The organism is Halosolutus sp. DAT137 (assembly GCF_059736405.1).
On sequence record NZ_JCAQID010000014.1, the window covers coordinates 20,861 to 47,144 of the forward strand.

General features: G+C 62.2%; 18 protein-coding genes. 14 read left to right on the forward strand and 4 right to left on the reverse strand.

Going from position 1 to position 26,284, the window contains the following annotated elements; translation table 11 throughout:
- Positions 1–27 precede the first annotated feature (27 nt).
- From AC6I6L_RS19910 to AC6I6L_RS19920, 3 genes are all read left to right on the forward strand, one after another.
- Positions 28–1,671 (forward strand): ABC1 kinase family protein, encoded by a 1,644-nt coding sequence (locus AC6I6L_RS19910; RefSeq protein WP_497919521.1) that lies wholly within the window; start codon positions 28–30, stop codon positions 1,669–1,671.
- Between the two features lie 161 nt (positions 1,672–1,832).
- Positions 1,833–2,363, forward strand: a complete 531-nt coding sequence (locus AC6I6L_RS19915; protein ID WP_497919522.1) for a hypothetical protein — start codon at positions 1,833–1,835, stop codon at positions 2,361–2,363.
- A 110-nt stretch (positions 2,364–2,473) separates the two neighbouring features.
- Entirely contained in the window at positions 2,474–3,547 is a 1,074-nt protein-coding gene (locus AC6I6L_RS19920) for a hypothetical protein (protein ID WP_497919523.1), read from the forward strand.
- Positions 3,548–3,607: 60 nt separating this feature from the next.
- Here the strand turns inward: AC6I6L_RS19920 and AC6I6L_RS19925 are convergent, their stop codons facing one another.
- Positions 3,608–4,198, reverse strand: a complete 591-nt coding sequence (locus AC6I6L_RS19925; protein ID WP_497919524.1) for a hypothetical protein — start codon at positions 4,196–4,198, stop codon at positions 3,608–3,610.
- A gap of 217 nt (positions 4,199–4,415) precedes the next feature.
- Between AC6I6L_RS19925 and AC6I6L_RS19930 the strand changes: the two genes are divergently transcribed.
- The 5 genes from AC6I6L_RS19930 to AC6I6L_RS19950 all read left to right on the forward strand — a co-directional run bounded on the left by AC6I6L_RS19930 (position 4,416) and on the right by AC6I6L_RS19950 (position 10,424).
- The gene (locus AC6I6L_RS19930; protein WP_497919525.1) at positions 4,416–4,790 is read left to right on the forward strand and encodes a translation initiation factor IF-5A; all 375 of its coding nucleotides are present in this window, start codon (positions 4,416–4,418) and stop codon (positions 4,788–4,790) included.
- Positions 4,790–5,662 carry an agmatinase gene (gene speB, locus AC6I6L_RS19935; RefSeq protein ID WP_497919526.1) on the forward strand — a complete coding sequence of 291 codons (873 nt, stop codon included), beginning with the start codon at positions 4,790–4,792 and terminating at the stop codon, positions 5,660–5,662. Before AC6I6L_RS19930 ends, speB begins: the two co-directional genes overlap by 1 nt.
- A gap of 325 nt (positions 5,663–5,987) precedes the next feature.
- Positions 5,988–8,441 (forward strand): cbb3-type cytochrome c oxidase subunit I, encoded by a 2,454-nt coding sequence (locus AC6I6L_RS19940; protein ID WP_497919527.1) that lies wholly within the window; start codon positions 5,988–5,990, stop codon positions 8,439–8,441.
- A 96-nt stretch (positions 8,442–8,537) separates the two neighbouring features.
- Complete coding sequence (locus tag AC6I6L_RS19945; protein WP_497919528.1) at positions 8,538–9,305, forward strand: Nif3-like dinuclear metal center hexameric protein; 768 nt, start codon at positions 8,538–8,540, stop codon at positions 9,303–9,305.
- Positions 9,306–9,386: 81 nt separating this feature from the next.
- The gene (locus tag AC6I6L_RS19950) at positions 9,387–10,424 is read left to right on the forward strand and encodes a deoxyhypusine synthase (protein ID WP_497919529.1); all 1,038 of its coding nucleotides are present in this window, start codon (positions 9,387–9,389) and stop codon (positions 10,422–10,424) included.
- A gap of 55 nt (positions 10,425–10,479) precedes the next feature.
- On the opposite strand, the gene AC6I6L_RS19955 is transcribed toward AC6I6L_RS19950, so the two are convergent.
- Positions 10,480–10,980: a small multi-drug export protein gene (locus tag AC6I6L_RS19955; protein ID WP_497919530.1), complete on the reverse strand. Its 501-nt coding sequence runs from the start codon at positions 10,978–10,980 to the stop codon at positions 10,480–10,482.
- A gap of 138 nt (positions 10,981–11,118) precedes the next feature.
- Complete coding sequence (locus tag AC6I6L_RS19960; protein WP_497919531.1) at positions 11,119–11,505, reverse strand: pyridoxamine 5'-phosphate oxidase family protein; 387 nt, start codon at positions 11,503–11,505, stop codon at positions 11,119–11,121.
- Between the two features lie 237 nt (positions 11,506–11,742).
- Between AC6I6L_RS19960 and AC6I6L_RS19965 the strand changes: the two genes are divergently transcribed.
- Positions 11,743–11,949 carry a hypothetical protein gene (locus AC6I6L_RS19965; protein WP_497919532.1) on the forward strand — a complete coding sequence of 69 codons (207 nt, stop codon included), beginning with the start codon at positions 11,743–11,745 and terminating at the stop codon, positions 11,947–11,949.
- A 207-nt stretch (positions 11,950–12,156) separates the two neighbouring features.
- Here the strand turns inward: AC6I6L_RS19965 and AC6I6L_RS19970 are convergent, their stop codons facing one another.
- Entirely contained in the window at positions 12,157–13,053 is an 897-nt protein-coding gene (locus tag AC6I6L_RS19970) for a helix-turn-helix transcriptional regulator (RefSeq protein ID WP_497919533.1), read from the reverse strand.
- 149 nt (positions 13,054–13,202) lie between these two features.
- On the opposite strand from AC6I6L_RS19970, the gene AC6I6L_RS19975 reads away from it, so the two are divergent.
- The 5 genes from AC6I6L_RS19975 (at position 13,203) to AC6I6L_RS19995 (ending at position 25,895) form a co-directional block, all read left to right on the forward strand.
- Positions 13,203–14,603, forward strand: a complete 1,401-nt coding sequence (locus AC6I6L_RS19975; RefSeq protein WP_497919534.1) for an FAD-binding oxidoreductase — start codon at positions 13,203–13,205, stop codon at positions 14,601–14,603.
- Positions 14,604–14,987: 384 nt separating this feature from the next.
- Positions 14,988–15,785: a helix-turn-helix transcriptional regulator gene (locus tag AC6I6L_RS19980; RefSeq protein WP_497919535.1), complete on the forward strand. Its 798-nt coding sequence runs from the start codon at positions 14,988–14,990 to the stop codon at positions 15,783–15,785.
- A 412-nt stretch (positions 15,786–16,197) separates the two neighbouring features.
- Positions 16,198–23,505, forward strand: coding sequence for a cadherin-like domain-containing protein (locus AC6I6L_RS19985; protein ID WP_497919536.1), 7,308 nt, complete (start codon positions 16,198–16,200; stop codon positions 23,503–23,505).
- Between the two features lie 916 nt (positions 23,506–24,421).
- Positions 24,422–24,883, forward strand: a complete 462-nt coding sequence (gene lrp, locus AC6I6L_RS19990; RefSeq protein ID WP_497919537.1) for an HTH-type transcriptional regulator Lrp — start codon at positions 24,422–24,424, stop codon at positions 24,881–24,883.
- A 181-nt stretch (positions 24,884–25,064) separates the two neighbouring features.
- On the forward strand, positions 25,065–25,895 hold the full coding sequence (locus AC6I6L_RS19995; RefSeq protein WP_497919538.1) for a hypothetical protein: 831 nt from the start codon (positions 25,065–25,067) through the stop codon (positions 25,893–25,895).
- Positions 25,896–26,284: the final 389 nt, after the last annotated feature.

Here is a 26,284-nt window from a genome sequence, read left to right on the forward strand (position 1 = left end):
ATCGTCGCCTGGCAGTTTCTCCCGCTGTTGCTCGCCTACGCCCGCGATCGGCGGCGGTTCCTGCTGTTCGGTCGCCGCCGCCGGGTCGGCTCCGAAACCCACCGCCACCGCGCGGAGGTGTTGCTCGATTCGCTGCTCACACTCGGGCCGACGTTCATCAAACTCGGGCAGTTGCTCTCGACGCGACCCGACGTGCTTCCGCCCGAGTACATCGAGGTTCTGGCGGCGCTTCAGGACGAGGTCCCGCCGGCCGACTGGGCTGACGCAAAGCAGGTACTCGAAGCCGAACTCGGTCCCGTCGAGGAGCGGTTTTCCGAGTTCGACACCGACGCGATCAGCGGCGCGAGTCTGGGGCAAGTCTACCGGGCCCGGATTAACGGCCATCCAGAGGAGGCAGACGGCCCGCAGGGGGAGATGGTCCACGACGTCGCCGTCAAGATCCGTCGCCCGAACATCGAGGACCTCGTCGCGGCCGACCTGCGGGTCATCCGCTGGTCGCTGCCGATCCTGATGTACTTCGTCGACGATGCGCGAGCGTTCTCCCTCGAGAACCTGGCCGACGAGTTCGCGAAGACGATCAGAGAGGAGATGGACTACGAGCGCGAGGCGACGATGCTCACCGAGATCCGCGAGAACTTCGCCGGCGACGATCGGTTCCTCATCCCCCGCGTCGTCGAGAGCCACTCGGGGCCGCGCGTGCTCACGATGGAGTACGTGGAGGGGACGAAAATCAACGACGTCGCGGAACTCGATCGCAAGGGGATCGATCGAACGGAAGTCGCGGAGAACCTCCAGCGATCGTACCTCCAGATGATCATCGACGACGGCGTCTTCCACGCCGATCCTCACCCCGGAAACCTCGCGGTGACCGACGACGGGCGGATCATCTTCTACGACTTCGGCATGTCCGGCCGGGTCGACGAGTTCGTCCAGCAGAAGATCGTCGAGTTCTACATCGCCGTCGCGAATCAGGATATCGACGCGATTCTCGACGCCCTGATCGAGATTGGCACGCTCAGCCCGGAGGCCGATCGCGGCGTCATGGCCGAGGTGATGGAACTCGCGATCGCGGACGCTCGCGGCCAGGACATCGAACAGTACCGCGTCCAGCAGATCGTCGGCCAGGTCGAAGACTCCATCTACGAGTTTCCCCTTCGGCTCCCGAAGAACCTCGCGCTGATCCTGCGGGTCGCGACCGTCGTCGAAGGGGTTTGCGTCACACTCGATTCGAACTTCGACTTCATCGCGACCGCGACCAGCTATCTCACCGAACAGGGCTATCGCGAGGAGTCGATCCGCCAGTATCTCGAATCCTCCGGCCAGCAGGTGCGTCGATCGGCCGAGTCGCTGACCCGGATCACGCCGAAAGCCGAGCGGGCGCTCGACCGCCTCGATCGAGACGACCTCTACGTCCGAATCGGCGTCGAGGACTCAAAGAACGTCTTCGCGACGTTCGCCAAGCGCCTGATCTACGGCATGCTGTTGACGATGTCGCTGTTCTCGATGGGCGTCCTCTACGCGCTCGGCGCGCCGGAGGCGTCGATCGTCGCGGCCGTGTTGTCTGCGGGCGTTATCGTTTTGCTCTACCGATCGTTCCGCGAGCCGAAATCGATCGGGGCGAAGCCACAGTTCACCCGCCAGAACCTCCGCCAGCGTCGCGGTGAGGAGTAGCGATCCGTTGAGTGGCATATTCCGAAGAGTACCGATCCGTTCGACGCCACTCGTCGGCGACGATCCACCCTCGCCGCCTGAAGCGTAGAGAACCGGAATCGTACAGAGAGCCGTTTCACCTTCGAGTAGATTGATACGTCGATGCGCCGTACGACGGAGACGTGAACAGGCGGACGCTACTCGCAACCAGCGGACCGGGCGCGCTCCTCGGCGTCACTGGCTGCCTCGACGAGTTCGAACCCCCGTCGACGGCCGAGAGCGGTGGCGACGAGGATCCCGCCGGAGCGTGTCCGACTCTCGACGAAGCGGACGCCCAAAATCCCCTCCAGTACGAGGCACACGACGTTTCGCTCAGTATCGGTGACGGGTCGTCGACGGCTGCGCTGGTGACGACCGAGGCGGACGTCGAAGCCGTTACCAGCGCTGACTCCCGGGCGGCGGCGATCGCACGGGATCTCGACTTCGACGACGCGTTCGCGGTCGCAGTCGCCGTCACCGGAAACGGGTCGGAAACCGCGTTCCGGCTCCGCGGCGTCGATCGCCCGTCGTCCTCGCGGGTCGTGGTTTACACGTGCTACGAGCGATTCAACAGGAACGACGTGCACGTCCGGTACGACCGCTTGCTGGTCGCCGGTCACGGAGGAGCGCCGCCCGAAACCGTAGACCTTCGCACCACGACGATCGGACCCTGAGATTGGCGCGTACCGACCATCGATTCTCGAGATCCCCGCCGATCGCAGTCGCCGTGCGAAGAGGCCGCCGGTACTGCAACGGTTTTTCCGCTGGCCTGCGAAGGGATGGCATGGAGTACGATCGACTCGCCGGTCTCTCAGTAACGATCGGGTCCGTCTCGATGGACCAGTTCGAGCGCGACACATCGAGTGGATTCGCACGCGTGACGACCGAGTTCTCCCTCGCGGGCCCCGGCCCGGACGGCGATCCGGTCGTCGGCCGAGGGGAAGACGTCACCTACGAGACCGTCGAGCACGAGGCGCTGGCCGAGCACGGCCTCCCGGACCTGACCGGCGAGTACACGATCGAGTCGTTCTCGCAGTTGCTCGAGGACACCGACCTGTTCCCGGCGGGACCACCCGACCGCGAGGACTTCCGGAACTACCGCCAGTGGGGGCTCGAAAGCGCCGCGCTCGATCTCGCCTTGCGCCAGGCGGGAACGGACATCGCGAGCGCGCTCGATCGGTCGATCGACCCCGTTCGATTCGTCGCCAGCACCCGGCTGGGAGAGCCGCCGACGACCGATCGACTCGCACAGCTTCGCGACCGGATCGACGCCCTGCAGTTCAAACTCGACCCCACACCCGAGTGGGACGGGAGGCTGGTCGAGGACATCGTCGACACTGTCGGCCCGGACGGCGTCCGCATCCTCGATCTCAAAGGGCAGTACGAGGGAACCGAGGTGGACGTGCCGGCCGATCCGGACCTTTACAGGCTCGTCCTGGAGGCGTTCCCGAACGCGGTGATCGAAGACCCCGCACTGACCGACGAGACCGACCCGTTGTTCGAGGACCCCGAAATTCGAGAGCGCGTCTCCTGGGACGCGCCGATTCACGGCGTCGAGGATGTCGAAGCCCTGCCGTGGGAACCCGACTGGCTGAACGTCAAACCCTCCCGCTTTGGCTCGATCGAGTCGCTATTGGAGACGATTCACTACTGTACCGAACGGGACGTTCGAATGTACGGCGGCGGCCAGTTCGAACTCGGAGTCGGACGCGGCCACATCCAGCTGCTCGCCGCGCTCTGGTACCCCGATTCGCCAAACGACGTTGCACCAGGCGGGTACAACGATCCGGAACTCGGCGACGAACTCCCGGAGAGTCCGCTCGACCCGCCGGCAGCTCCAGCCGGATTTCGGTGGTAAGCCGCTCGTCGTGATCGACCGCAGGTGTGGAGCTCGATTCGATCGCCCGCTGGCGGATAATCATCCGTCCGCCGTAGCGTCGACCATCCCTTCCCTCTCGCGGTAGTTCGTACACGCCCCCCAGAGCGTAGTGACCGCGTCGCCGTCTCGATCGCCCCGTTTTACGTCCCGCCAGAGTTCGAATGCGCCGTACCGATCGTCCTCGAGCAAGCGATCGGCCAGTTCGGGCGGGACCGAGACGCGACGGCACTCTCCGGCGACGAGGAGGCCGTCCGGCCCGAACGTAAACTCGACGTCGAAGTGAGACACGTCCTCGCGCTGTTCTCTGAGGACGGGATGAACGACGGCAAGGACGTCAGCGACGTATTCGAGGACGAGTTTCGTTCCCGGCGCGTCCGTCGTCTCCAGAGCGACCCGAACGACCGGAACGATCGCCGGGTCGCCCTCCCCCGCGTCGATCGGGACGATTCGGCGTACGCTCGGCGATCGATCGAGATGTGATCCCGTTCCCGGCCCGAGTGCGTCCGCGAGTCGATCGTCGAGGTCACTCGCGAGTGGTCGGCGCGGATCGGTCGACCGCCGGTAGGCGACGACGCCGGCGACGACGAGGACGGCGAGCGCCGTCGCGGCGACGAGAACCTCGGCTTCCATCGGGTTGTCGTTCGTCAGGCGGCCAGGAGATCGTTTCGGCTGCGGAACAGGGTGGTAGCCCGTTCGATCACTACCCGAACCGCTCTCACGGCGATCGCCGCAGGATCGCTACACCTCCGATCGTGCGAGTGGTGTCTCGGCACTGACGAACGTCAGTGACCGACACGCTCCGCGCCGTTCCAAACCGTTTATGACCGTCGGTTGATTACCCCGGGACATGGCGAAACAGCAGCAAGAAGTTCGCGATCTCCAGGAAGGGAGCTACGTAATCATCGACGACGCGGCGTGTAAGATCAACGCCTACTCGACTGCGAAGCCGGGCAAACACGGCAGCGCGAAGGCACGAATCGAGGCAAAAGGCGTCTTCGACGGCAAGAAGCGATCGCTCTCCCAGCCGGTCGACGCGAAGATCTGGGTCCCGATCATCGAGCGCAAACAGGGCCAGGTCGTCTCCGTCGACGGCAACGACATGCAGGTCATGGACCTCGAAACGTACGAGACCATCACGATGCGCGTTCCCGAGGACGTCGACGCCTCGCCCGACGAGAACATCGAGTACCTCGAGATGGAAGACCAGCGAAAGATCGTCTAATGTTCCCCGGGGCGACCGACTACCCGACGGACGGGTCCGCCGAAACCGGCCGCGCGGCCGACTCGACGGACGCGAACTTCGTGGTCGTCGGTGCGCCCCTGGACGCCTCGACGACCTTTCAGCCGGGGACCCGGTTCGGTCCCCGGCGCATTCGGACGTTTGCGGAGACCTTCGACGACTACGATCGTCGAACCGACCAGTACTTTTCAGCCCTCGGCGTCGCTGACCAGGGGGATGTCCGCGCGTGGGACGACGTTCGCGAGTATCTCGACTGGCTCGAGGGGGCGTTGCGTGACGTCGTCTGGGACGACGCCGTTCCGCTGACCCTCGGCGGCGAGCACACCGTCTCCCTCGCGGGCGCACGGGCCGTCGAACCCGACGTCGTCGTCTCGCTCGACGCCCACCTCGACTTGCGCGAGGCCTACGACGGCAACCCGCTCAGTCACGCCGCCGTGATGCGCCGGATTCTCGACGATACCGGCGCCGAGGAACTGATCGTCCTCGGCGCGCGAACGGGCAGCGAGGCCGAGTGGGTGCGCGCAGACGAAGCCGACGTGACCGTCGTGGCTCCCGAGAACGTGGGGACGTGGACCGTCCCCGACTCGTTGACCGATCGATCGGTCTACCTGAGCGTCGACATCGACGCGGCCGACCCGGCTTACGCACCGGGCACCGGGACGATGGAACCGTTCGGTCTCGACCCCCGGACGATGCGGGACGCCGTCCGATCGATCGCCCCGCACGCAAGCGGCTTCGACGTCGTGGAAGTCAACGATCGGGACGACGGCCAGGCCGCCTCCCTCGCCGGCAAACTCCTGCGGGAGTTCGTGTTTTCGAACGCCGCTGGCGACGGGACGTCGGCCGATTCCTGATACTGAGTAGTGTCCGTCGGTACCGCCGAACGGCCAAGACGGGTCGCCGTTTGGCGGTAATTGATGATACGAATCCGTATGGGACGACCGGCGGTAACCACGCCAGTTCAGCCAACAGTTCGTCGCTGATCTGGAGCGGCTTGCACGCGCACCGCATACGTTCATACGGAGTTTTGTCGTGCAATGGCCCAGTGATGCTCCGTCGAGTGCGCTTTCTCAGGGAGACGGTGACGCAGGTGCAGGGAAGTCCCGAAGCGATTTCGGATGGCTCGGGTCGGAACGCATCCGGATTCGAGACCCGTCGATCGCCAGGAGGTGATCCTCGGTGAGCGATCTCCCGCCGAAAACGTCGGTCAAACGCTGGCTGGTCACGACGAATCACAAGGATATCGGCGTTCTCTACTTGCTGACGGCGCTGTTCTTCCTGGTACTCGGCGGTATCATGGCGCTGGTGTTCCGGGCGCATCTGTGGGAAGCCGGTGGGACCGGACTGCTCGATGCCAACGAGTACAACCAGGCCGTCAGCGCACACGGAATGCTGATGATTTTCTGGTTTCTCTCGCCGATTGCGGCCGGGTTCGCGAACTACTTCGTCCCCCTCCAGATCGGGGCGAAAGACCTCGCGTTCCCCAGACTGAACGCCCTGAGTTACTGGTTTTACCTGTTTTCCGGTCTCCTGATCTCGCTGTCGTTTTTCCAGGGTCGGACCCACGCCGGCGGCTGGACGATGTACGCGCCGCTGAACGTGCCGACGTACACGCCGGCGATGCAAGCGACGACCGGAGGGAACGCGGCGGTCCTCGCGTTGATCCTGTTCGTCTTCTCGATTACGATCGGGACGGTGAACTTTCTCACGACGATCCATCGATCGCGCGCGGAAGGACTCGGTCTGTGGAACGTTCCGCTGTTTACGTGGTCGTGGCTGCTGACCGTCTGGATGATGCTCTTTGCCTTTGCGGCGTTGCTGGCCGCACTCCTGTTGGTCGCGAGCGACCGCATCCTTCTCACGCAGTACTTCGCGACCGACCAGGGGTCGGGGCTGCTGTGGGCCCACCTGTTCTGGTTCTTTGGCCATCCGGAGGTGTACATCGTCTTCTTCCCGGCGCTGGGGATCATGTTCGAGACGTTCCAGACCTTCTGCGGCCGACGCCTCGTCGGTCGAAAGTGGGTCATCATCGCGATGGTGCTCGTCGCCGTCCAGTCGTTTTTGGTCTGGATGCATCACATGTTCCTGACGACGATCAATCTCGAGATCAAGACCCTGTTCATGGCGACGACGATCGGGATTTCGCTACCGTTCGACCTGATGGTCTTTGCCCTGATCTACACGATGGTAAAGGGCCGAGTTCGGTTTACGACGCCGTTCCTGTTCAGTCTCGGCGCGCTCGTTCTCTTTATTCTCGGCGGCATTACCGGGGTCTTCCTCGGGGCCGTCGTCCTCGATTACGAGTTCCGGGGCACCTACTGGGTCGTCGCACACTTCCACTACGTGATGGCCTCGGGCGTCACCGGGTTGATCGCCGGTCTCTACTACTGGTGGCCGAAGATCAGCGGGAAAATGTACTCCGAGGCGCTCGGAAAGCTCAACTTCGTCGTCTACTTCGCCGGGTTCAACCTGCTGTACTTCCCGATGTTTCTGGCCTGGGAGACGCCGCGTCGCGTCTTCCACTATCCCGAGGGGGCACAGCTCTACCACCAGCTCGCGACCGTCGGCGCGTTCGTCTTCGGCGCGTCCTTCATCATCATGTTCGCGACGTTCGCCCACAGCTGGCTGCGCGGGCCGGACGCCCCGGACAATCCCTGGGCGTTCTCGCGAACCGCCGAATGGGCGATTCCCTCGCCGCCGCCCCTCGAGAACTGGGACGGTCGACCGAGCTACGCCAGCGGCCGACTCGAATTCGTCGACGACTCGCCGGCGACCGACGGCGGAGTTGCGACCGCCGACGCGACCGCCTACGAGGAGGCACACGCAGACCACGCGAGCATCTGGCCGCTCGCGATCGGTGTCGGTACCTTCGCGCTCTTTCTCGGCCTGTCGGGGTTGACGCCGTATCTCGTCGAGTTCGCGAGCGCCCGCGGTCAGACCGAGGCGAGTACCGCCGCCGAACCGAGTCTCCTCTACCCGGTGGCGACCGTCCTCGGGATCGTCGTTATCTGTTACAGCCTCTTCGAGTACGGCCGCGAGCGGTTTCGAGCGCCGGACCTCGCCGTCGCTGAGCGATGGCCCTTCGAGGGCGTTGGAACGACGAAACTCGGCGTCTGGTTCTTCCTGGCCTCCGACCTCGTCGTCTTCGGCGCCGCGATCGGGTCGTTCGTCTTCATGCGGCTGCACGCGGGCTGGGGCAACTGGGAGACGGTTCCTCCCTCGGCGCTCGTCGGGCTATTCAACACGTACGTCCTGCTCACCTCGAGTTTCACCGTCGTGCTGGCGCTCGCGATGGCCGAACGGGGGAACAAGCGCGGACTGCTCGCCTCCCTCGGCGCGACGGTGGCACTCGGACTGACATTCCTCGGGGTCAAAGCCTGGGAGTGGAACTACGAGTTCGTCCAGGGGATCTACTGGTTCACCGAATTGCAGTACTCGGTCTACTTCGTGACGACCGGCTTGCACGCGCTGCACGTGATCTTCGGGTTGCTGATCGCGGGCTTCATGCTCTACCGCATCGGGGCCGTCGACGCCTATCTCGACGATCACCGACCGGTCGAGTACTTCGGCCTCTACTGGCACTTCGTCGACATCGTCTGGGTGTTCCTCTTCCCGCTGTTTTACCTGATGTAGCGAGAGGGGGACTCCTCTGCGGTTCACCTCGAATCCCGCCGATCGGATCGCCTCGAAACCAACCGGATACAAACCCCTCGCGACCCAACTCGGGGCATGGACCTCTCGGAGTTCGTCGATCGACTCGACGCGGAGTTGCGAACTGACGCGTACGCTGACCTCGACGCGAGCGCCAACGGGTTGCAGGTCGGTCCCGACGATGGAACCGTCGACCACGTCGCCTTTGCCGTCGACGGCGTCCGCGAGACGATCGATCGCGCCGTCGCGGCCGACGCGGACGCACTCGTCACCCATCACGGGATTTCGTGGGGCGGGTTCGATCGCGTCACCGGCCGCACCTACGATCGCGTCGCCCCGCTGATCGAGAACGACCTCGCGCTGTACGTCTCGCACCTGCCCCTGGACGGTCACCAGAAACGCGGGAACGCCGCCGGCGTCGCCGACGTCCTCGGTCTCGAGAGCCGCGAGCCGTTTGGCGAACTCGGCACCGAGCACATCGGCCAGCGAGGCGTGGTGGCTGAAGCCTACGGGCCGGACGAAGTCCGCGATCGACTGCAGAGCGAACTGAAAACCGGCGGTCGTCCCGTTCAGATACTCGAGTTCGGTCCCGACGAAATCGAGGACGTCGCGATCGTTACCGGCAGCGGGACGGACTGGCTCGACGAGGCCGCCGAGGCCGGCGTGGACGCGCTCGTGACGGGGGAAGGAAAACAGCAGGCCTACCACGAGGCCCGAGAGGCGGGCGTCCACGTCGTCCTCGCGGGACACTACGCGACGGAAACCTTCGGCGTGCGATCGCTCCAGTCCCTCGTCGAGCAGTGGGGTCTCGAGACGACCTATTTCGAGGTTCCGACGGGGCTATAGCCTGTCCCGTCGACCGGCTGAAAACCGCATTACTCGCGACGAATCGCGGCGTTCAAACCGCTGGCTCGCCCAGAAACGGGTATGACCGACGAGCACGGCGGCGAGGCACACGCACACCACGACCCCGATCGGGAGACGTTTAGCCACGACCCGATCGGTCACGCCGAGGCCAGGGCCGGGATGACTGTCGGGGAGTTGGCCGACGAGTACGGGAACGCGGGGATCGGTGCCTCGGCGCTTCACGAGGCGGTCGACGTCACCGAGGCGATGTTCGACGACGACGTGACGCTCTTTTTCTCCCTCGCCGGAGCGATGGTGCCCGCGGGGATGCGGCGCCTCGTGGCCGATCTGATCCGGGACGGTTACATCGACGCGCTGGTGACGACGGGGGCAAATCTCACCCACGACGCGATCGAGGCGATCGGGGGGAAACACCACCACGGCTGTGCCCACGCGGCGGGGAAGACCGAACGCGAACACGACGAAACCCTGCGCGAGGAGGGCGTCGATCGAATCTACAACGTCTACCTCCCCCAGGAGTTCTTCGCGACGTTCGAGTCACACCTGCGCGAGGAGGTGTTTCCCGTCCTCGAAGAGGAGGGCGTCGTCACCATCCAGCGGCTTACGGAGGAACTCGGCCGGGCGAACGCCGCGGTCAACGATCGCGACGACGTCGACGAGGCTCCCGGCATCGCGGCCGCAGCGTACGAGAACGACGTGCCGATCTACTGCCCCGCCGTTCAGGATTCCGTCCTCGGCCTGCAGGCGTGGATGTACTCCCAGACCTCGGAGTTCTCCCTCGACGCGCTTGCAGACATGAGCGAGCTAACGGGAATCGCCTTCGATGCCGACGAGGCCGGTGCCTTCCTCGTCGGCGGCGGCGTTCCCAAGAACTTCACCCTCCAGACGATGCTCGTCGCACCACACGCGTACGACTACGCGGTCCAGTTGACGATGGATCCCAAGCAAACCGGCGGCCTCTCCGGGGCGACGCTCGACGAGGCCCGATCGTGGGGCAAGCTCGAGCAAGACGCCGAGAACGTCTCCGTCTACGCGGACGCGACGATCACGCTCCCGCTCGTGGTCGCCGCAGCGCGCGAGCGGATTGAATCCCGATAGGGAGCCGGCGTCGTCTCCGGGTCGTCGTAGCCGTCTCTCCACATCTCGGCGCAGATCAGGCGAGACCGAGCAGCGACAGTCCGAACGCGGAACCGGCGACCAGAACGATCGTCCACGCCGCAATTGCGACCGTCATCCACGCGGCGACGGCGCGGCTTCGACTCCCCGCCAGCAGGGCGATGAGTGCGGCGATGTGGACGCCCGTGAGAATCGGCCCGCCCAGCGAGAGTCCGGGGAGACCGTACCGGTCCCAGACCCGACGCGCTCGAGCGTACCGATCGCTCGATGCAGCCTCCTCGGTTCCCAACCCGGAACCCCACCAGTCTGCGATCCGGCGGTAGAATATCACGAGCACGTAGACGGAGCCGACGTTGCCGGCGAACGCCGCGACGCCCGTCGCGACCGGATCGAGTCCCAGCCCGATCGCGATCGGAACGACGACGAGCACTTCGATAACCGGAATCGCGGCGAAGACGAACACGAGCACGTACTGGAACAGACCCGTCGTCTCCTCGAGCGTCGTGCCAACGTCGACGAGTGCCGGTGTCAGTGTCATGGGTTCGACCGATCGAATCGCCATCTCCGGAGGCCGCGATCGACCCTCGGTTCCGACGGCGTTCTCGTTCGGCTACGCGCCGCGTCGCGAAAATAGCTGCCGTTTCGGGTTCGGAGTCGGGTATTCAGGGGCGATCGATCAGTACGTCCGGTAGGTCGCAGAGCCGACGTCGACGCGGACGAGGTCGTTCTCTGCGTACGCGTCCCGCTCGACGCCGTACTTCTCGTTGATTCGTTCGCGCGCCCGCGCCGTTACCGCGTCGTCGTCGACGATCGTCGCCGTTCCGAGCAGCGATATCATCCACTTCGTCTCGCCTGCCTCGTCTGTCTGGACGGAGAGCGCGACGCGAGGGTTCTCGCGGATGTTCGCCAACTTCTTTCCTGTCGTCACGAATTCGACGGTCCCGTCGGCGTACCGGTACCAGACCGGCGCGACGTGCGGACGCCCCTCGACGCAGGTGCCGAGATGCGCCATCAACGGCTCGCTCTCGAGAAGTCGCTCGGCTTGCGCTGGAACTGTGCTCACGATGCTGTTTCCGGGGTCGACCGCGAAAAGTGATCGCCATGGTAGTGCCACTGAAGACCGCTACTTCGCCGCGGAATCGAGCCAGTGCGATCGACGCCCACGGTATATCATTAACATTTATGTAGTATTGGCGTATAGCAGGGAGTACAGATGTCGGTCGTACCCGTACGCGCCTGATTTTCCCCGCCGAGTACTGTCCCGTCTTCCGACCGACTCCGACCACACGAGCGTTCAACCGTGCACTCGACACCCACCACGCAACTCGACCGACCGACGAATCGATCCCATCCAACGACCAGCGACACGCCGCCCGCGGCAATCGTCCGTACCCCGACCGATCGGGCCCCGCAGACGTTCACTCAGGACCGCTCCCGACTCGAAAACCTCATCGACGAGTTCAACACCGCGATGGTCGACTCCGGAACCGGCCGGGACGCCCAGTAATCGATTCGAGAAGGCGATCCAAACCGTCTTTTGGAGGTAGGTGCTACGATCGATCGGCCGATGACGATGCACCCGCTCCGAGCCGGACTCGGCACCCGGTGGTGACGAGCCCTATGAGTGCCGAGGCCAGCTTTCTATCCACAGATTTGCGGGTCGAATAAGACGAATGTCAGTTTGTGTCTTTCGAACGTGCATCATGAGTTATATTTATCTCTCATCGAGTGGTTCCGAATCCGCTCTGACCGAGGCATACACTCGGTCGGCCCACTCGCGCGCGATCGGCTCGTCGGTATCGACGAACACCTCCATGAGTCCAGTGGTTTTGTCGTAGCCACCGATCCCAACAGACTCGTCGAAGATAGCGAGACCGTACGGCAGCTTATCACGGGTCCGGAGAGTGAGGTGTCCGCGATCGATTGCCGCGCGGGCGCGATCCGGGTACGTCTCGAAGAGTTTCTCGACAATGTGAGGGAGGTAGACGATTTCCGTGTCGGTTTCCTCGAAGATCTGGTCGTGGAATCCGCCGAGAACGAGCGGTGCCATGTGCGTCGTGTTGAACCCACGGAAGGTCTCCGACTCACTGAGTAGAGAAATGAACCGCTCGACTGGTTGGTAAGGATCGTCCGACTCTGCAAGCGTAACCGTTGCGTCCACGAATGGTTCGAGGACGAACTCCTGGTGATCCTCGCAGATCGTGTCCAGCAACGGTGCAAGCCGGTGGACGGTTCGAACGTTGGCCTCGAACCTGAGCACCTCGTCGGCGACTGCCTCGCCCCGTCCAGTCAACTGGAATCGACCGTCGACCTTCTCAACGAAGCCCTGTCCGTCGAGCCACTGTGTGAAGCGGTGGCTCGTCGCCCGAGAGACGTCGAGTCGGTCTTCAATCTCCCTACGGTCGAGAGGTTCCGCACGGAGCGCCTCCAGAACCGGCCCGTGTCGCACGATATCACCGAGCAGGTCCGTGTCGACACGATCGCCCGCGGCGTCGAGTCGCTGTCCGAGGTGCTGCTGGTTTCGTGCGTTCTCGAGCAGGGTCTCCAGAATCGGTGAGCCAGGCGGTGGATGTCCGTCAGCAGCCATTCGTTCGTCTTTGTGAAATCTCATGTTACACACTCTCTTGATAAAGGATAGCATAGATCGTAACTCTATCGCGTTCGCAAAATGAGAGGCGTCTCACGACCTGAAACGGCGCGTATCCCGCCGAACGTGTTCCACTGAATGAGGCTAACAGCGCCGCAGCCGTTCGGGTATATATGACCCACTCAACTATCGTCGACGAACACATCGAACAGTTTCAGACCAATGTACACGGGGACGTGATTCGTCCCGATGATGCCGAGTACGACGATGCCCGTGCCGTCTGGAACGGGATGATCGATAAATATCCGACGCTGATCGCTCGGTGTCGAGGCACGACAGACGTTATCCGTGCAGTCGAATTCGCCCACGAGAACGACCTCCACGTGGCAGTCCGTGGAGGCGGTCACAACGTCGCTGGCACGGCCATCTGCGACGATGGGCTCGTGATCGATCTTTCGGAAATGAGTGGTGTCTGGGTAGATCCCGACGAGCGAACGGCGTGGGTACAGGGCGGCGCGACGTGGGCCGACGTCGACCACGAAACCCAGGCGTTCGGTCTAGCGACACCCGGCGGCGTCGTCTCGAAGACCGGCGTCGCAGGGCTTACCCTCGGTGGCGGCATCGGCCACCTACGCTGTGCGTACGGCCTGAGCTGTGACAACCTCCGCTCGGTAGACGTCGTCACCGCGAACGGCCGGTACCTCACAGCTAGCGCTGACGAGAACGAGGAGCTGTTCTGGGGGCTTCGCGGTGGCGGCGGCGGTCTCGGGATCGTGACGGGCTTCGAGTTCGAACTCCACCCCGTAGGTCCAGATGTGGCGACCTGTTTCGTGCTGTATCCGGGAGAGCGAGCGGCCGAGTGCCTGCGGGCGTACCGCGAGTACGTTTCGGAGGCACCCGACGGGGTTACTACGCTCTCCTCTACCGGCGTGATGCACGACGAGGAGCTGTTCCCGGACGATGTGGTGGACGATCTCAAAGTCGGCTTTCTGGGGTGTTGCGCGGGATCTCCGGAGGACGGCGAGGAGGCGCTCGCACCGTTACGGGAACTTGGCGAACCGATCGCCGACTTCAGCGGAACCATGCCCTACGCGGAGTTCCAGAGGATACTCGACGATGATTACCCGGACGGGATGCGATACTACTGGAAATCGCTCTATCTCGATGGGCTCACAGAATCCGCCATCGACCGGATCTGCTACTGGGCGGACACCGCACCGTCGCCGCTTTCGACCGTCGACATCTGGGAGCTCGGTGGCGCGATTACGGATGTCGACTTCAACGAGAGTGCGTTCGCCGGCAGGCACGCGCCGTTCCTCCTCGGAATCGAGGCAAATTGGAAGGATTCCGCGAACGACGATGTCAACGTCGAGTGGGTTCGCGACTGCATCGCCGACATGCGGCAGTTCTCCGACGGCTCGTTCTACCTGAACTTCCCGGGCTTCTTCGAAGGAGGCGAGGCCGCGATGGAGACCACGTTCGGGCCGGCATACGAACGGTTAATCGCGTTGAAAGACGAGTACGATCCGGAGGGCCTCTTCGACCTGAATCGGGGAGCCAATTCCGCCGATTGAGCGGGGCCAGAATCGCTCGGTTCCTGATCGTCGTCACCACTACGGATAGACGCCGAAATGTGTGTGCCGAGGCCTTCATTATATACATAAGAGAGAACCAGGACGCCAGCGCCCTCACAGAGCACCGATGTTGGCCACCTCAACGGCAGCTATCCGCGTGGGGACTGATAGAGACTTTTGTTACGTGTTACCGCCCATCGCTGACCCGCCACGGGCGATCGGCGGTAATTGAGTACCATATTCCCTCTGAGAGGCCGCTTGCCCGTCGTTTGCACGCTGTTGGCTCACGCGACCCGCTCTCCAAAGCCCCTACCCCGGACGTCAGACGTTCACCCCACGTTCAGGTTCCCGTACGCTTATTTGTCCGTCTCGCAATGACTGGCCATGAACGAGCGCCTCGAAGACATCGAGTTCTTCGCCCGATCGAAGAACCGGATCGCCGTCCTCGAGGCACTGAGCGACGGACCTCACTTACGCCGCTCCTTGCAGCGGGAGACTGGTGCGTCCCGAGTTACAATCGGCCGAATCGTCGCGGATCTACAAGATCGGGGGTGGATTCGATGGACCGACGACGGCTACCGAGCGACCCCGACCGGGCGGGCAGTGGCTGCTGCCCTCGTCGAACTGACCGAGACGCTCGAGGCCGCCGCGGTTCTCGCGCCGCTCGCACCGTCTTTGCCGCCGGGGTTCCTCACGATCGACGTCAGACACTTCCGTGATGCCGAGGTCGGAGTTCCGAGCGAGACCGACCCGCTTGCCGCCGCCAGAATCGCTGCGGATTTGATGAGTCAATGCGACGAAGTCAAAATCCTCGCCCACGCCGTGACGAGCGACACCGTCGCCAGCCAGATTCGGGCCGCAGAGGAGCGTGGTCAGCGCTCCGCGGTCGTCCTCAGCGAGGCGACCCTCGAAGCGATGCTCGGAGACTCGACAATGCACACCCAGCTGCGCCGGTTGCTCGACCTCGAAGCGGCCGCGATGTACCGGTACGACGGAACCATTCCGGTGTCGATGGGAATCTACGACGAAGAGACCGTCGGAATCGGTACCATCGACCACGCGGCCTACCCCAACGCGTTTCTCGTTTCGACCAACGGCACGGTTCTCGAGTGGGCGCGGGAGACGTTCGACGAGATTCGAGGACAGTCAGAACGGATTCGAACTGCCGATATCTCCTGGTGAGATGTGTTCTCTCGACCGGCGCGGCTGCCGGCCACGACCGATGGCTGACCGTTCGACCCCCTTCACCTCGATCTCCGCTCACTTACGAACCGACATGGTCGAAATTCAACAATTCGTCCGAACGGTAGTAGTTGCCGTCGTTACGCCTTTCGACACCCCTATCGCGCATCTCTCGTCATCGTTCACGGCGTGAACGGAGTTCATGTCATAAACAGATACTGATAAGTCATCCACCCTCTTTGAGAGGTACAGTAGCCGATCGAGAGAGTCCCGCGGTGGATACAGTCTCGATCGGTGGGGTTCCTATGAGCCGACGCACAGAACACACAAGAGAGGTATTGCTGACGGACTCAACGGGTTTCCGTTCCAACGGAACCATCGACGTATCCGGTGGCCTGCCCCCGGTATTGGCATGAGCGGGCCGCACCCGAAGGCTGTTCGATACACTGCACTGATCCTCGCGGTCGTGACGGCGTCTACCGTGTTCATCGTCGGGGCTGGTGTCGCAGACGCGTCGAGTCACGACGGCTGCACGCCGGTGTCCGGCCCAACGGTCATCGATCAGTCGGGCTGTTACGTCCTCGACGCGGATCTGACGCGCTCCGGTGATCCGATTGTCGAGATTACCGCGAACGACGTCGTGTTCGACGGCTGGAACCACGACCTCGGTGGCGGCGACCCGGCGGTTCACGTCAGGGCCGGCGTCTCGAACGTCACCGTCCGGAACGTTACCGTCTACTCGTCCTATCAGGGGATTCACGTCGAATCCGCCAGCGAGGTGGCCATCGATAACGTGACGGTCAGGGACAGCTACTACGAGGCGATCCACGTCCAGGACTCGACCGACGTCACGATCGCGAACGTCACGACAAGAAACACCGATGACGACGGCATCTTTCTCGAGAATGCCACGGATGTCACGATTCGGGACGTCACACACCAGTACGACGCGTACTGGGCTCTACACGCCGAGGAGTCGGCGAACGTGACGGTCGAGCGGATGACGACGGAGCTATCGAACGGAGAGGGGTTCGATGACGGCGCCGTCTACTTCGACGAGACGAACGGCTCTCTCTCGGATTCCGTCCTGGAGTCCGGCGAGTACGTTGGCATCGAACTGTACCACGCACACGGGACGATTATTGACAACGTGTCCGTCACAGCAATGGAGTACCACGCCCTCGACGTCGACGAGAGCAACGACGTCGTGGTCCGCGACAGCACGTTTTCGGCCGGCCTGGACTACGACGCGGTGTACGTCGACGGCTCGGCCGATGCCCGACTGACGAACCTCTCGGTCGACGGCGGAGAGTACGGCGTCGCACTCTCCACATCGGAGAACGCCACCATGCGGAACGTCGCGATGAACAACTCGATGTGGGGGTTCTACATGTCCGGCCACTATCGCCACGACATCGACCAGTCGAACACCGTCGACGACCTCCCGGTGTACATCTACGAAGACGTCGACGGGATGACTTTCGACGGGACCGTCCCCCGCGGGTACCTCGCCGTCGTCGACGGTTCCGACATCTCGCTCACGGGTTTCGAACGCACCGACACCGGGCAGGCGTTCGTCGCCGCTCACGTGCAGGGGCTCACCGTGGAGTCGGGCCGCCTGACTGATAACGAGTACGGGCTCCACGTCGTCAACTCGACGGCCGTCTCGATCGTCGACACGAACGTCTCAGCCTCGCATTACGGGATGTACCTCGGCGACTCGCCGGGGGCGACGGTCGATTCACTCGTCGCACACAGGGGGGAGTACTACTCCGGAGGAAAGCAGGCCATTCGCGCGGGAAGTTCGCCGGATCTCACCGTGACGAACGGCACCTTCGAGCGGATGCAGCTGTGGCTGACCGATAGCGACGGTCTCCTCGTCGAAGACAGCTACGTCGAGGGGACGAAAGTCGAGTTCTTCGGTTCGGAAGACGTCGTGGTTCGCGGCAACAAGTTTGTTGGTGGCGGAACCGTCGTGGACGTTCGCGATTTCTCTCGGCGGGCGACCATCGTGAACAACTCGATCACTGATGTCAACAGGTTCGGAATTTCGGTCTTGGAGAACAGCAACGGAGCCGTGATCCGTGACAACGACATCCAGGGCGTGACCCAGTCGACCGGATTCACTGGCGTGGGGATCCAGCTCGTTTACAGTGAGGCACTGGTCGAGAACAACACCATCGATGACGTCGAACGAGCCGGCGTCGCTCTCAGCGGTGGCACCGGGACGATAGTCCAGAACAACACGATTACGAACGCTTCGGCCGGCGTCGAGACGAACAACAACCGATACACGCGGCAGTTCGTCGTCCGGAACAACGTGATAGACGGTGTGGTCGACGGCGTCGTACTCCACCGCTACGCAGAGGATGGAGTCGTCGAGACGAACGTTATCCGAACCGTGTCCTCAAACGGCATCGAAGCAACCGGGTCTCAATGGGGCTCGGTCAAATCATCGAACATCACCATCGAGAGCAACGTCATCGAGTTCGTGGGAAGCAACGGTGTATACCTCGGTGACGTCGAGGATTACACCGTCTCGAACAACACCCTCCGGAGCGGCATCGACGCACGGGGAGTCTCCCTCTCGAACACCGACGATATGTCGATCGTGGACAACGAGATCGACGGCTACGGCGAACGCACGTCGCTACGCGATCAGCCCCGCGGGGCCATCACCGTGGCGGACTCGACGAACGTGGTCGTCGACGCGAACGACCTCGAGGGAAGCGTCGTCGGGATTCAGGTCCTCTCTTTGGGCGCGAGCGTGACGGTTTCGAACAACCACGTCTCGAACGCGACGCACGTGGGAATCGCCGCAGACGCACCCACGGCGACGATTACCGACAACGAGGTCCGCGAGACTGCCGGACCGGGGATTTCGGTTGGGAGTCGAACCCTTCCCGCCCAGGGGGAAGACGAGATCGTCGCCGACAACGTCACTGTCGCGAACAACCGCGCCGTCGAGAACGACCTCGGAATCGCCGTCTGGGACGACGATGCGACCGTCTCGGGGAACGACGTCGAGCGAAACGATGCCGGCATCCGGGTCGGCACTGCGCTCGGGGTAGACGGCGTCACGCTCGTCGACAACGTCATCGCCGACAACCGGAACGAGACGGCCACCGAGATCAGAGAGAGCAGGGGAATCGTCCTCGATCACCTCGTTGGCGGAACCGTCGCGAACAACACGGTAACGAACTCGTTCGCCGCGATTCAGTCCATCGCAACGTCGGACGTCGTCGTCGAGGACAACCGCTTCAACGACTCAGACCAGGGGCTGGCGTTCGTCCAGACGCTCTCGTACGTCGACCAGACGGCGGATGGCGACTCGCGTTACACGTGGACTGCCCCCTCGACGAACGTCACGGTCAGACACAACGTGTTCGGAGGGAACGGAGAGAGCGTTCACTTCGCGATCGGCCCATCCACCGTCGTGGACGATGGGGCGTCGAAGAACGTGACTGACCCGTCGTTCCACGACGGCGATGAGCACCTCGTCTTCGACAACGTCTTCAACGGAACCACTACATTCAACAAGACCTACGCCGTCAACGAATCGTTCTTGCCCGGCTACGAGCGCGACGTGTTCCCCAACGTCTGGAACGTTCCGGACACCCCCGGAACGAACGTGATCGGCGGCCCCTCACTTGGCGGCAACTACTGGGCATCACTAGATGGCAGTGGCTACAGCCAGACCTGTACCGACGCCGACGGCGATGGCTTCTGCGACACGACGTACGAACTTGAGGGATTGAACAACAGCGATTGGTTACCGCTTTCGAGCGATGAGAGCGACAGTGTCGATGGCGGCGAGGATGATGATGGTGGTGACGATACCGGTGACGCCACTGGCGACGTTACGGTCTCACCGACTTCCATTGATTTCGGAACCGTCCTGGTTGGATCTACGACGACAGCCACTGTCTCAGTGTCGAACGACGGAAACTCATCGCTGTCGTTCGACGGTGTACAGCTCGCCGGACCGTCCGCGGATTCATACGCCGTGACGGCAGGGAACGGGACGACGACGATCCCGGTGGGCGAATCCCACGACGTTACCGTTGAGTTCGAACCGACTGACGCCGGCACGGCTAACGCATCGCTGGTGGTGTCCACCGATGACTCCGACGAACCGGCGGTGACAGTTGGACTCTCCGGCAACGGAACCCTCGTCGCCTCGAACCGTGCGCCGATCGCGGTCACCGACCACTACGTCGTAGTCGCAGACCAGAACCTGACGGTGAACGCACCGGGGGTGCTCGCGAACGACCTCGACCCCAACGGCGACTCGTTCAGCGCGACCCACTACGGTGATCCAAACAACGGAACCGTGACGACGCTGACGGGATCAGGGACGTTCGAGTACGTGCCGGACCCCGGCTTCACTGGAACAGACACCTTCACCTACCGGATCCAGGACGACCACGGCGAGTACTCGGCGTACACCACGGTCTTCATTGAGGTCGTGGCGGACCCGAACCGTACGCCAGTCGCCGTTTCCGACCATTACACCACGTTCGAAGGACAGAACCTCTCCGTGGACGCCCCGGGTCTGCTCGCGAATGACTACGACGTAGACGCCGATTCGTTCAGCGCGACCCACTACGGTGATCCGAGCAACGGAACCGTGACGACGCTCACGGGATCGGGGACGTTCGAGTACGTGCCGGACCCCGGCTTCACAGGGACCGATTCGTTCACCTACCGGATTCAGGACGACAACGGCGAGTACTCCTCCTACGCCACCGTTACGATCGAGGTCGCACCCGATCCGAACCGGGCACCGGTCGCCGTTCCCGACCATTACACCACGTTCGAAGGACAGGACCTCTCCGTGGACGCCCCGGGCCTGCTCGCGAATGACTACGATCTCGACAACGATTCGATCCAGGCGACCCACTACGGCAATCCCAGCAATGGAACCGTGACGACGCTCACGGGGTCAGGGACGCTCGAGTACGTGCCGGATTCTGGGTTTGTGGGCACTGACAGCTTCACGTACCGGATTCAGGACGACAACGGCGAGTACTCCACGTACGCTACCGTCTCCGTCGAAGTTGTTGAACCAAATCGACCACCAGTCGCTGTTTCCGACCACTTCGCTACGCTTCAGGGCCAGAACCTCTCTGTGGACGCTCCGGGCCTGCTCGCGAACGATTACGATCCCGATAACGATTCGTTCAGCGCGACCCACTACGGTGATCCGAGCAACGGAACCGTGACGACGCTCACGGGATCGGGGACGTTCGAGTACGTGCCGGATTCTGGGTTTGTGGGCACTGACAGCTTCACGTACCGGATTCGGGACGACAACGGTGAGTACTCCTCGTACGCTACCATCTCCGTCGAGGTAGTCGATTCATCGGGGACGGCACCCGTTGCCACAGACGACTACTATACCACGTACGAGGGACAAAATCTCTCGGTGAGCGCTCCGGGCGTACTTGCGAACGACCTCGATCCCAATGACGATTCGATCCAGGCGACCCACTACGGCGACCCCACGGACGGGACGGTGACGACGTTCACGGGATCGGGAACGTTCGAGTACGTGCCGGATCCCGGCTTCACTGGAACGGACACCTTCACCTACCGGATCCAGGACGACAACGGTGAGTACTCCTCGTACGCTACCGTCACGATCGAGGTCGCACCCGATCCGAACCGACCGCCGGTCGCCGTTCCCGACCACTACACCACGTTCGAAGGACAGAACCTCTCCGTGGACGCTCCGGGCCTGCTCGCGAATGACTACGATCTCGATACCGATTCGATCCAGGCGACCCACTACGGCGACCCCACGGACGGGACGGTGACGACGCTCACGGGATCAGGGACGTTCGAGTACGTGCCAGACCCCAACTTCGTCGGAATTGATTCGTTCACCTACCGGATTCAGGACGACAACGGCGAGTACTCCTCGTACACTACCGTCTCCGTCGAAGTTGTTGGACCAAATCGACCACCGGTCGCTGTTTCGGATCATTACACTACATTCGAAGGACAGAACCTCACCGTGAGCGCTCCAGGCCTGCTCGCGAACGATTACGATCTCGATACCGATTCACTCAGCGTGACCCACTATGGTAACCCCAGCAATGGAACCGTGACGACGCTCACGGGATCGGGGACGTTCGAGTACGTCCCGGATTCTGGGTTTGCGGGAACCGATTCGTTCACGTACCGGATTCAAGACGACAACGGTGAGTACTCCTCGTACGCTACCGTCACGATCGAGGTTGCACCCGATCCGAACCGATCGCCGGTCGCCGTTCCCGACCACTACGCCACGCTTCAGGGCCAGAACCTCACCGTGAGCGCTCCGGGTCTGCTCGCGAACGATTACGATCCCGATAACGATTCGTTCAGCGCGGCCCACTACGGTAATCCCAGCAATGGAACCGTGACGACGCTCACGGGGTCAGGGACGTTCGAGTACGTGCCGGATTTTGGGTTTGCAGGCACTGACAGCTTCACGTACCGCGTTCGGGACGAAAACGGCGAGTACTCCACGTACACCACCGTTTCGATCATCGTCGTCGAGGTGAATCAACCGGGACGTGCCGCAGTCGAACCGAGCGCCGTCGACTTCGCTGACACCGAGGTCGGAGCCACTGCGTCCCAAACGGTCACGGTGACGAACGTCGGAGGAACGCCGCTAACAGTGTCCGGCGTCGACCTTGCCGGGGCGGGGACGACGCCCTTCGACGTCGTCGCTGGTGACGAGACGGCACAGCTTGCGACCGGAGCGACACGCGAGATCACGGTGTCGTTCGAACCGATCGCGGTCGGGGCCGCCAGTGAGACGCTCCGGGTTCACACTGACGACGCGATGAACCCGGTAGTCGAACTCCCGCTGACGGGTACCGGCATCACTTCAAATGACGGCGCTGAGGAACCTGGTGGCGGGGACGCTGGCGTCGATACGGGGAGCGATTCCAGCGGCTCCGGCGACGGGTCCGGGTCGGACTCCCCGACCGGCCAGACGGGTTCCGGCATCACTGTCACCCGATCGGCCGATGGGACGACCGATGTCTCCGTCAAGAACGCACGGAACGGGACGGCTGTCGACATCAACACGTCCGGAACGGGATCGGGTAACGTCACCCTCGACGGGCTCAACGTTACGCCACTGGTCGACGGCGACTTCACGCTGAACGTCAGCGTCAGCGAGGACGCCCCGCCGGGCGCGCCCGATACCACGCCGACCGGACGGACGCCGATCTCCTACTTGAGCGTCGACCACTCGATTCCCGACGAAGAGATCGGCGAGGTCACCTTCCGTCTGCGCGTTTCGAAGGACGGACTCGCTGCACGCGGGCTTGCGCCCTCGGACGTCGTCGTCTATCGCTACCACGACGGCCAGTGGCAGGCCGCGTCGATGAGCGTCGTCGACGAAACCGCCACGCATCACGTCTTCGAGGTGACGGTTCCCGGCCTCTCAGTGTTCGCGGTAAGCGGCCAGGAAGGGGTCACGGACGACCCCGCGTCGACCGCGACAGACGAACCGATGGAAACCGATTCGCCCGATGAATCGGAGGGTGACAGGTCGATGGATGAACCGGAGGGTGACGGATCGACGGATGATGGATCGACGCCGGATACGACGGCTTCGAGCTCGGAGCAGGGGTTCAATCCCCGGCTGCTTCTCGTTGTCGTCGTCGGACTCTCGGTCGGAGTCGGTGCGCTTTGGCTGTACCGCCGCTCGAGGATCTGACGGCGTCAATCGACGAATAGAAACCGCGAACAGACTCTGTGGCCGTTCGAGTGATCCGAATGCCACCACTCGCTTTCCATTGGTCGGTGGAACGGTCGTTTTTGAGCCAGCGTATCGAGTCCCGTTCATCATACATTCGCTAAACCCGTTCAGTATGGATAGATTGTGAGTCGTGAGTGCCGAGGCCATCCATAACGGAATGTAACTACCAGTAGAGATACTGTTAAGCTCTAGTGTAACATAAACAAGTTGATAAAATGGGTGCGAACAGTCGCCGGCGAGGAAGCGGTGGAACGATACCGAGGCTGGAGCTGCTCGTCGCGGTTGGTGCCGTCGGACGGTAAGTCTGAGCGGGTGTCTCGACGAGGACGTGGAACTCGTCGAATGGGAGACGGACATCAACGACGCGTCCTTTGCGGAGACGCTCGTGACAACACTAGTACGAGTACATGCGCGAGGCAGGGCGCAGTCCCAGCACCTGAGTCCGACACGGTCTCCCGTAAAGCGCGGTCGACAGTCGTTGGACTCGAAACGGTCAGTCGAGAGCTCGTGAGACACGGATACAGGCCAGGGGGTACAATCGTCTCGAATTTGGATGTAGCCGGGGACCGACTGCCGGACTGAACCGATTCCGACGATCGACAGAACTCGTCCGACAGGCTGTGGCAAAGCCAAAATGGGGCGTCAGTCGTCGCCAGCGAGGTGACAGACGGTGCGTCGCCGTCCGGAGGACGGTGCTCGCAAATGCCGATAAGAGCGTCTCGGTGTCGAGGGAAGTATAGATTTTCGGATAAGTTGTCGGTCGGTGGGATTTCTGCGTACAACACCCGACCAAAATGACCAGTGAACCGATCGTATGCCTGGCTGAGTTCGTTCTCCGTAATGTTCTAATGGCCGACGTGAGTGGAGACTTGTAATGACGTACGAACACATCGACTCGGAACTCGTCAACGGACTGTTGGGAAACGGGCGAGCAAGTCTTCGAAGCTTAGCAGAACAACTGGATGTCTCGGTTACGACGGTTTCTAACCACCTCTCCGGTCTTGAGGATGAAGGTGTCGTCGAGGGCTACACTCCCATCGTCAACTATGACGAACTCGGGTACGACGTGACGGCGGTTATGCAGCTGAAAACAGAGGGTACCGCGCTTCCCGACATCACAGAGACGCTGCAAAATCACGAGCAGATGATTTCGGTTTACGAGGTCACTGGCAACTACGATATTATCGCTATCGGGAAGTTCAAAGACACGGACGATATGAACGAGCAGATCAAATCCTTGATTACCGATCCGGATATCAATCAGTCGAATACCAGTATCGTTCTCAACGCCGTGACGGAGAACGAGCAGTTCGAATTGGACACTGGAGACAATTAACCCGAGATCGGGGTTCTGCTGATCGGCTCCGCGAGAAGTACTGCTACTTGATAAGTATAGTACTAAAACACTTGTGTCCGTCTCTCGTCTCTCTATTCGTGACACTTATGCCCTCCAGTACGTGCTCGTCAGGGGTCGTTATCGATCGCGGATCGATCGTGGTTGCAGCGTCCAACGACCAATGATCGATTCCAACGCAGCGATAGTCGCCGGTCTGTTCGCGGTCCTCGGAGGCGTCGCGCTGGTAACTGCTCGTAAGACACACACGAAATACACCAATCTCGTGGATATCACCGATCGTAAGAACGCTCGCGAGAATAGCACGGAGACGGTTCTCGAAGGTCCGATCGAGGTGATCGAACCAGCCACTCCTGACAGCGTACCGCCCGAAGCAGTGGATACCGAGGCCCCAGCCGCGCTCTGGGCCTGGCGTATCCGTCAAAAAGTATCAAACGGAGGTGGGAATCGAAGTCAGACCAACTGGCGAACGGTCGAGAGCGGTCTTGCCGTCGGTGAATTTTCAATCACCGACGGCTGGGATCCGGTTCGTATCGACTCATCCTCGCTTACGACCGATCAAAACGGGTTGGTACAGGGTGATGGAGATCCGTTCGAGGCAACGCATTTCCACCTCGGGGATCCTGAAATGGATATTCGGCTCGGGGACCCGGACCCGATCACCGAGCGGTTAGAGAAGTGGGGCGTACTCGGTCCAGACGGTCTCCTTGACGATGTCGAGTTCACGATCAGCTTTGGTCGAAAAACGATGACCCCCGATCGGTATCAGGCGACGGTGATTCGAGACGGCGACGAACTACTGCTCCGTGGCGAGGTCGACGAGACGCAGGACGGATCCGTACTACGTGGAACGGCAGCGCACCCGCTGATCGTTGCTGCTACTGATCTCGACGAAACGAGCAACCAGCTGTACTCGAAAGCCCGAATCCAAGCCGCGATCGGGATCGTTCTGGTTCTGGTCGGTGTCGGATTCGCAGTACACGGACTCTTCTGAATCCCACTGATCGATCGGACGGTTCTGAACGTCACTCCGTCTCCGGTGTGTCGTACTTCTCGAGATACTGTTCTCGACGAAATACTGGACGATTGTATGGTATTCCCTCGCGCTGGCGGTTCGATTCGTAGGCCTTATGTAGTGGCCGGCGATTACTGTTTAATCCGAAGAGGAAATGAGGATCCTACCCCTGCGGTCCGCCGTACAGATGGGATCTGATGTTAGCTTCGACAGTTCGGTGACGCCTGATCGGTCTGCGAAGACGATCGCGTCATCGAACGTGTGGACCCAAATTGTGTGAGTGTGTACAACATTCACCGCCAACAGACCCTCCAGCCCACCTGGGCTGGAGTAATATAGCATTCATTCCGGTTGATCCTGCCGGAGGT

Coding starts and splice junctions, on each gene's coding strand:
- AC6I6L_RS19920 (WP_497919523.1), top strand. CDS start 2,474: ATGGAGTACGATCGACTCGCCGGTCTCTCAGTAACGATCGGGTCCGTC.
- AC6I6L_RS19925 (WP_497919524.1), bottom strand. CDS start 4,198: ATGGAAGCCGAGGTTCTCGTCGCCGCGACGGCGCTCGCCGTCCTCGTC.
- AC6I6L_RS19930 (WP_497919525.1), top strand. CDS start 4,416: ATGGCGAAACAGCAGCAAGAAGTTCGCGATCTCCAGGAAGGGAGCTAC.
- speB (WP_497919526.1), top strand. CDS start 4,790: ATGTTCCCCGGGGCGACCGACTACCCGACGGACGGGTCCGCCGAAACC.
- AC6I6L_RS19945 (WP_497919528.1), top strand. CDS start 8,538: ATGGACCTCTCGGAGTTCGTCGATCGACTCGACGCGGAGTTGCGAACT.
- AC6I6L_RS19950 (WP_497919529.1), top strand. CDS start 9,387: ATGACCGACGAGCACGGCGGCGAGGCACACGCACACCACGACCCCGAT.
- AC6I6L_RS19955 (WP_497919530.1), bottom strand. CDS start 10,980: ATGACACTGACACCGGCACTCGTCGACGTTGGCACGACGCTCGAGGAG.
- AC6I6L_RS19970 (WP_497919533.1), bottom strand. CDS start 13,053: ATGAGATTTCACAAAGACGAACGAATGGCTGCTGACGGACATCCACCG.
- AC6I6L_RS19975 (WP_497919534.1), top strand. CDS start 13,203: ATGACCCACTCAACTATCGTCGACGAACACATCGAACAGTTTCAGACC.
- AC6I6L_RS19980 (WP_497919535.1), top strand. CDS start 14,988: ATGAACGAGCGCCTCGAAGACATCGAGTTCTTCGCCCGATCGAAGAAC.
- AC6I6L_RS19985 (WP_497919536.1), top strand. CDS start 16,198: ATGAGCGGGCCGCACCCGAAGGCTGTTCGATACACTGCACTGATCCTC.
- lrp (WP_497919537.1), top strand. CDS start 24,422: ATGACGTACGAACACATCGACTCGGAACTCGTCAACGGACTGTTGGGA.
- AC6I6L_RS19995 (WP_497919538.1), top strand. CDS start 25,065: ATGATCGATTCCAACGCAGCGATAGTCGCCGGTCTGTTCGCGGTCCTC.